The organism is Pseudomonas sp. K5002, from assembly GCF_013386655.1.
GTDB lineage: Bacteria > Pseudomonadota > Gammaproteobacteria > Pseudomonadales > Pseudomonadaceae > Aquipseudomonas.
On sequence record NZ_JACARK010000632.1, the window covers coordinates 1 to 4,056 of the forward strand.

5 protein-coding genes are annotated in these 4,056 nt (G+C 61.6%); 1 reads left to right on the forward strand and 4 read right to left on the reverse strand.

Annotated elements, in window-relative coordinates:
- Together HX846_RS25070 and pobA are read right to left on the reverse strand one after the other, a co-directional pair.
- Positions 1-603, reverse strand: a 603-nt coding sequence (locus tag HX846_RS25070) for an MFS transporter (RefSeq protein ID WP_306173150.1), incomplete at its 3' end; no start/stop codon positions are given.
- A gap of 131 nt (positions 604-734) precedes the next feature.
- Positions 735-1,919 carry a 4-hydroxybenzoate 3-monooxygenase gene (pobA, locus tag HX846_RS25075; RefSeq protein ID WP_177035912.1) on the reverse strand — a complete coding sequence of 395 codons (1,185 nt, stop codon included), beginning with the start codon at positions 1,917-1,919 and terminating at the stop codon, positions 735-737.
- 189 nt (positions 1,920-2,108) lie between these two features.
- On the opposite strand from pobA, the gene HX846_RS25080 reads away from it, so the two are divergent.
- A complete protein-coding gene (locus HX846_RS25080; RefSeq protein ID WP_003210655.1) occupies positions 2,109-3,005 on the forward strand; it encodes a helix-turn-helix domain-containing protein in 897 nt (298 codons plus the stop codon).
- Here the strand turns inward: HX846_RS25080 and HX846_RS25085 are convergent.
- Positions 2,989-3,246, reverse strand: a complete 258-nt coding sequence (locus tag HX846_RS25085; RefSeq protein ID WP_003210654.1) for a hypothetical protein — start codon at positions 3,244-3,246, stop codon at positions 2,989-2,991. The genes HX846_RS25080 and HX846_RS25085 overlap by 17 nt on opposite strands.
- A gap of 19 nt (positions 3,247-3,265) precedes the next feature.
- Positions 3,266-4,056, reverse strand: a 791-nt coding sequence (locus tag HX846_RS25090; protein WP_178966306.1) for a LysR family transcriptional regulator, incomplete at its 5' end; no start/stop codon positions are given.

A 4,056-nucleotide genomic window follows, 5' to 3' on the forward strand; every position in this document is an offset into this window, starting at 1 on the left:
GGTGATACCCAGTAACAGCGCCGTCAAACCGCCGATCATCAGCACAGTGCCGAGGTAGTCGATCACCGGCTTGCGTTGCGGCACCGGCAGCCCCACCAGCGTGCGATGGGCCACCCACCAGGCGCCCGCGCCCAGCGGCAGGTTGATCAGGAACACCCAGCGCCACGACAGGTACTCGGTCATGTAGCCGCCCAACACCGGGCCGGCCACGCTCGCCACCGCGTACATGCTGCTGAAGTACCCCTGGTAGCGCCCGCGCTCACGGGGCGGAATAATGTCGCCGATAATCGCCTGGCTGACCGAAATCATCCCGCCGGCACCGATGCCCTGGAGGATCCGCGCCAGCACCAACTGCTCCATGCTCTGGGCCATGCCGCAGAACAGCGAAGCAAGGGTGAACAGGCCCATGCCGATCAGCATCATCGGCCGGCGCCCGTACAGGTCGCCGAGCTTGCCGTAGATCGGCACCGCCACAGTCATCGCCACCATGTAGCCGGAGATCACCCAGGCCAGCAGGTTGACGTCATGGAACTGCGCGGAAATGGCCGGCATGGAAACGGCGACGATGGTCTGGTCCAGGGCCCCGAGAAAGATCGCCATCATCAAGGCGACAAGGACACTGCGCACGGCGGGTGTGGCGGGCTGATTGAGGTTGGTCACGGCAGAACCTGCGAGCAAGGGCCCGCGGGAAAAGGAGGCCCACGGGAATGCTCGTCAGTGTACTAGATAGCTGACTATTCGATAGCCTCGTAAGGAAGTCCGACGTAATTTTCTGCAATGGTTTTACGACCGGCTTCGGAGTCGACGAAGTATTCCAGTTCGCTCTGGGCGATGCGCTGGCTGAAGCCGTCCGCCTCAGGGAATTGGTGCAACATCGAGGTCATCCACCAGGAAAACCGTTCGGCCTTCCAGATCCGCCGCAGGCAAATCTGCGAGTACTTCTCCAGCAATTCCACTCGGCCCTCGCGGTACACCTTGAGCAGGATATTGAACAAGGTGCTGACATCGCTGGCCGCCAGGTTCAAACCCTTGGCGCCGGTGGGCGGCACGATGTGGGCGGCGTCGCCCAGCAGGAACAGGCGACCGTACTGCATCGGCTCCACCACAAAACTGCGCAGCGGCGCGATGCTCTTTTCGATGGACGGGCCGGTCACCAGTTGCTCGGTGAGTGAGTTGGGCAAACGGGTTTTCAGTTCATCCCAGAAGCGCTCATCGGACCAGTCGTCCACCGACTCATCGGCCGGCACCTGCAGGTAATAACGGCTGCGGGTCGGTGAACGCATGCTGCACAGGGCAAAACCGCGTTCGTGCTTGGCGTACACCAGTTCATCGTGGATCGGCGGGGTGTCGGCGAGGATGCCCAGCCAGCCAAACGGATAGACCCGTTCAAAGACTTTCAATGCCTCGGTGGGAATCGACTGACGCGCCACACCGTGAAAACCATCGCAGCCAGCGATGTAGTCGCAGTCCAGCCGGTAATGCTCGCCTTTATGTTCGAAGCTCAGCCACGGCTCCGGGCTTTTCAGATCATGGGGCTGCACGTTGCCGGCTTCATACAACGTTGTCGCGCCGCTGGCCTGGCGCGCGGCCATCAGGTCGCGGGTGACTTCGGTTTGCCCGTAGATCATCACCGTCTTGCCGCCGGTCAGCGTCTTGAGGTCGATATGGGTCAGTTGCCCATTCAGCGCCAGCTCAAAGCCCTCATGCACCAGGCCTTCGGCATCCATCCGCGCACTCACGCCGGCCTGGCGCAGCAGGTCGACCATGCCTTGTTCCAGCACCCCGGCACGGATGCGCCCTTGCACGTAATCCGGCGTCTGGCGCTCAAGAATCAGGGTTTCGATCCCGGCGTTGTGCAACAGTTGACCGAGCAGCAGCCCCGAGGGACCGGCGCCGATGATGGCGACTTGGGTTTTCAGCGTTTTCATTATTTTTATGGCCCGCAAGCTTCACCCGAACGTATCCGGTGAAAGAGTTGTCATTGAAGGTGTTGCTGGCATTTTTCACTTGAGTGCCCGGCATAAGAAGGTGAAAACTGAGCCCAAAGCTGCGCTTTTCGCCAATTGGGGCGATTACCGCACAACTCTCCCGAAGTATCGGATGAAGCCATGACCAAAACTGCCAGTGCCGCGATTCCAGTGTTCAAACTCTACGGTGAGAGCCAGCAATGGCCGACCCCGGATTTGTTGCACTGTGAAACCATCTCCCGGCGCAGCCGTGAGTACCAGTGGGAAATCCAGCCCCACCGGCATGCGGACCTGTGCCAGTTGCTTTACGTGCACAAAGGCCAGGCACAACTGGAGATCGAGGGGCAGCGCAGCACCCTGAATGAATCGACGCTGCAGGTGCTGCCGCCGTTATGCGTGCATGGCTTTCGCTTTTCCGAAGACGTCGAGGGGTTTGTGGTCACCCTGGCCGCGCCGCTGATGGCGCACCTGCAGGGGCAACTGGGCGCGGCGCTGGATGGCCTGAATGCCCTGGGCAGCTACCCTGCCGGCAACGACAGTGACTACCTCAACAGCCTGTTTGCGCGCCTGCAGGAGGAGTACGCCAGCGACCAACCGGCGCGAGATATGATGATGCACGCCCTGGTCAGCGTACTGCTGGTGTGGATCAGCCGCCAGGCCATCCAGCGTCGCCATCCACGGGCACCGCGGGGCCGCGAATACTTCCGCCGGTTCACCCAGCTGGTAGAGCAACATTATCGCGAGCACCCGAAAATCGAAGACCTGGCCCACAAGCTCGGGATCTCGGTCTCACACCTGAACGGTACGTGTCGGGAGTTGGGCGGGCAGCCCGCGTTGCAGATCATGCACGACCGCCAGTTGCTGGAAGCCAAGCGCCTGCTGACCTACACCAGCATGACCATCAATGAAATGTCGGAGGTTTTGGGCTTTTCCGACCCGACCAACTTCTCACGGCTGTTTCGCCGACGCGTCGGGTTCTCCCCGAAGGCGTTTCGGGAGCAGTTGAAAGCCGACCAGGACGCTAGCGAAGCGAACTGAAGGCAGCCATGTGGCCAACGCATTGACCGTGATTGCAGCTGGAGGCGAACCCCGGCTGCATGCGGGTCTGTTCGACGCGGTAGGCGGCAGTGCCATAGAGCGCGGTGGCGGCGGCGCACAGGGTGAAAATCATCAGGTACTTTCTTGTTTTGATCGACATGATGCTGACCTCTGATCCGATCAAGAAGGTGCTTTGATAAGCATAGGTCAGCTGGGGCAAGTCGCCATTATCGGGCGACATTCAACCTGCTTATGCAGGCTTAAAGACCGACGTCCCACACCGGCTCTTCCGGAAACCTCAATACCAGGAAATCCAGCAGGCTGCGCAGCGCCGCCGGCATATGCTTGCGCGAGGCGTACACCGCATAGATGTTCATCTGCTGCGGCTCGGCCTCGGGCAACAAGCGGATCAACTCGCCGCTGCGGATGTAGTCGCCCGCCTGATAACTCGGCAGCCGCGACACCCCTGCCCCCGCCAGCGTCACCCGCAATAAGGTACTGGCCTCGTTGGCGCTGATATTGCCCTGCACCGGCACCGACACCGGCTCGCCGTTTTCCATGAAGTGCCACAGGCTTTTGCCGAAGTAGGAGTGGGTCAGGCAATTGTGCCGGGCCAGGTCCTGTACCTGCCGCGGTTGCGGATGCTCCAGCAGGTAAGCGGGCGATGCGCAGATCACCGAACGGCACAGCGTGAGGCGGCGGGCGATCAGGTTGGGGTCCAGTTCGAAGCTGGTGCGGATCGCCAGGTCGATGCGCTCATCCACCAGGTTCACCGTGCGATCAAGCATCTGCATATCGATGTTGACCAGCGGGTAGCGCTTGACGTATTCGGCCATGGCATCGGCCAGCTGTGCCTGGCCGAACGAGGTGCTGACACTCAGGCGCAGCAGGCCACGGGGTGCTTCGTCCGGTTCGCTGACGGCGGCCTGCATGTCGCTGCACAACTCCAGCATCTGCCGGCAACGGGGCAGGGTTTCGCTGCCGGCGGCGGTCAGGCTGAGCTTGCGGGTGGTGCGGTGCATCAGGCGCGCGCCGACCCAGTCTTCCAGCT

Bases quoted from the DNA above. Each gene is read 5' to 3' on its own strand.
- HX846_RS25085 (WP_003210654.1), bottom strand. From the start codon at position 3,246: ATGTCGCCCGATAATGGCGACTTGCCCCAGCTGACCTATGCTTATCAA.
- HX846_RS25080 (WP_003210655.1), top strand. From the start codon at position 2,109: ATGACCAAAACTGCCAGTGCCGCGATTCCAGTGTTCAAACTCTACGGT.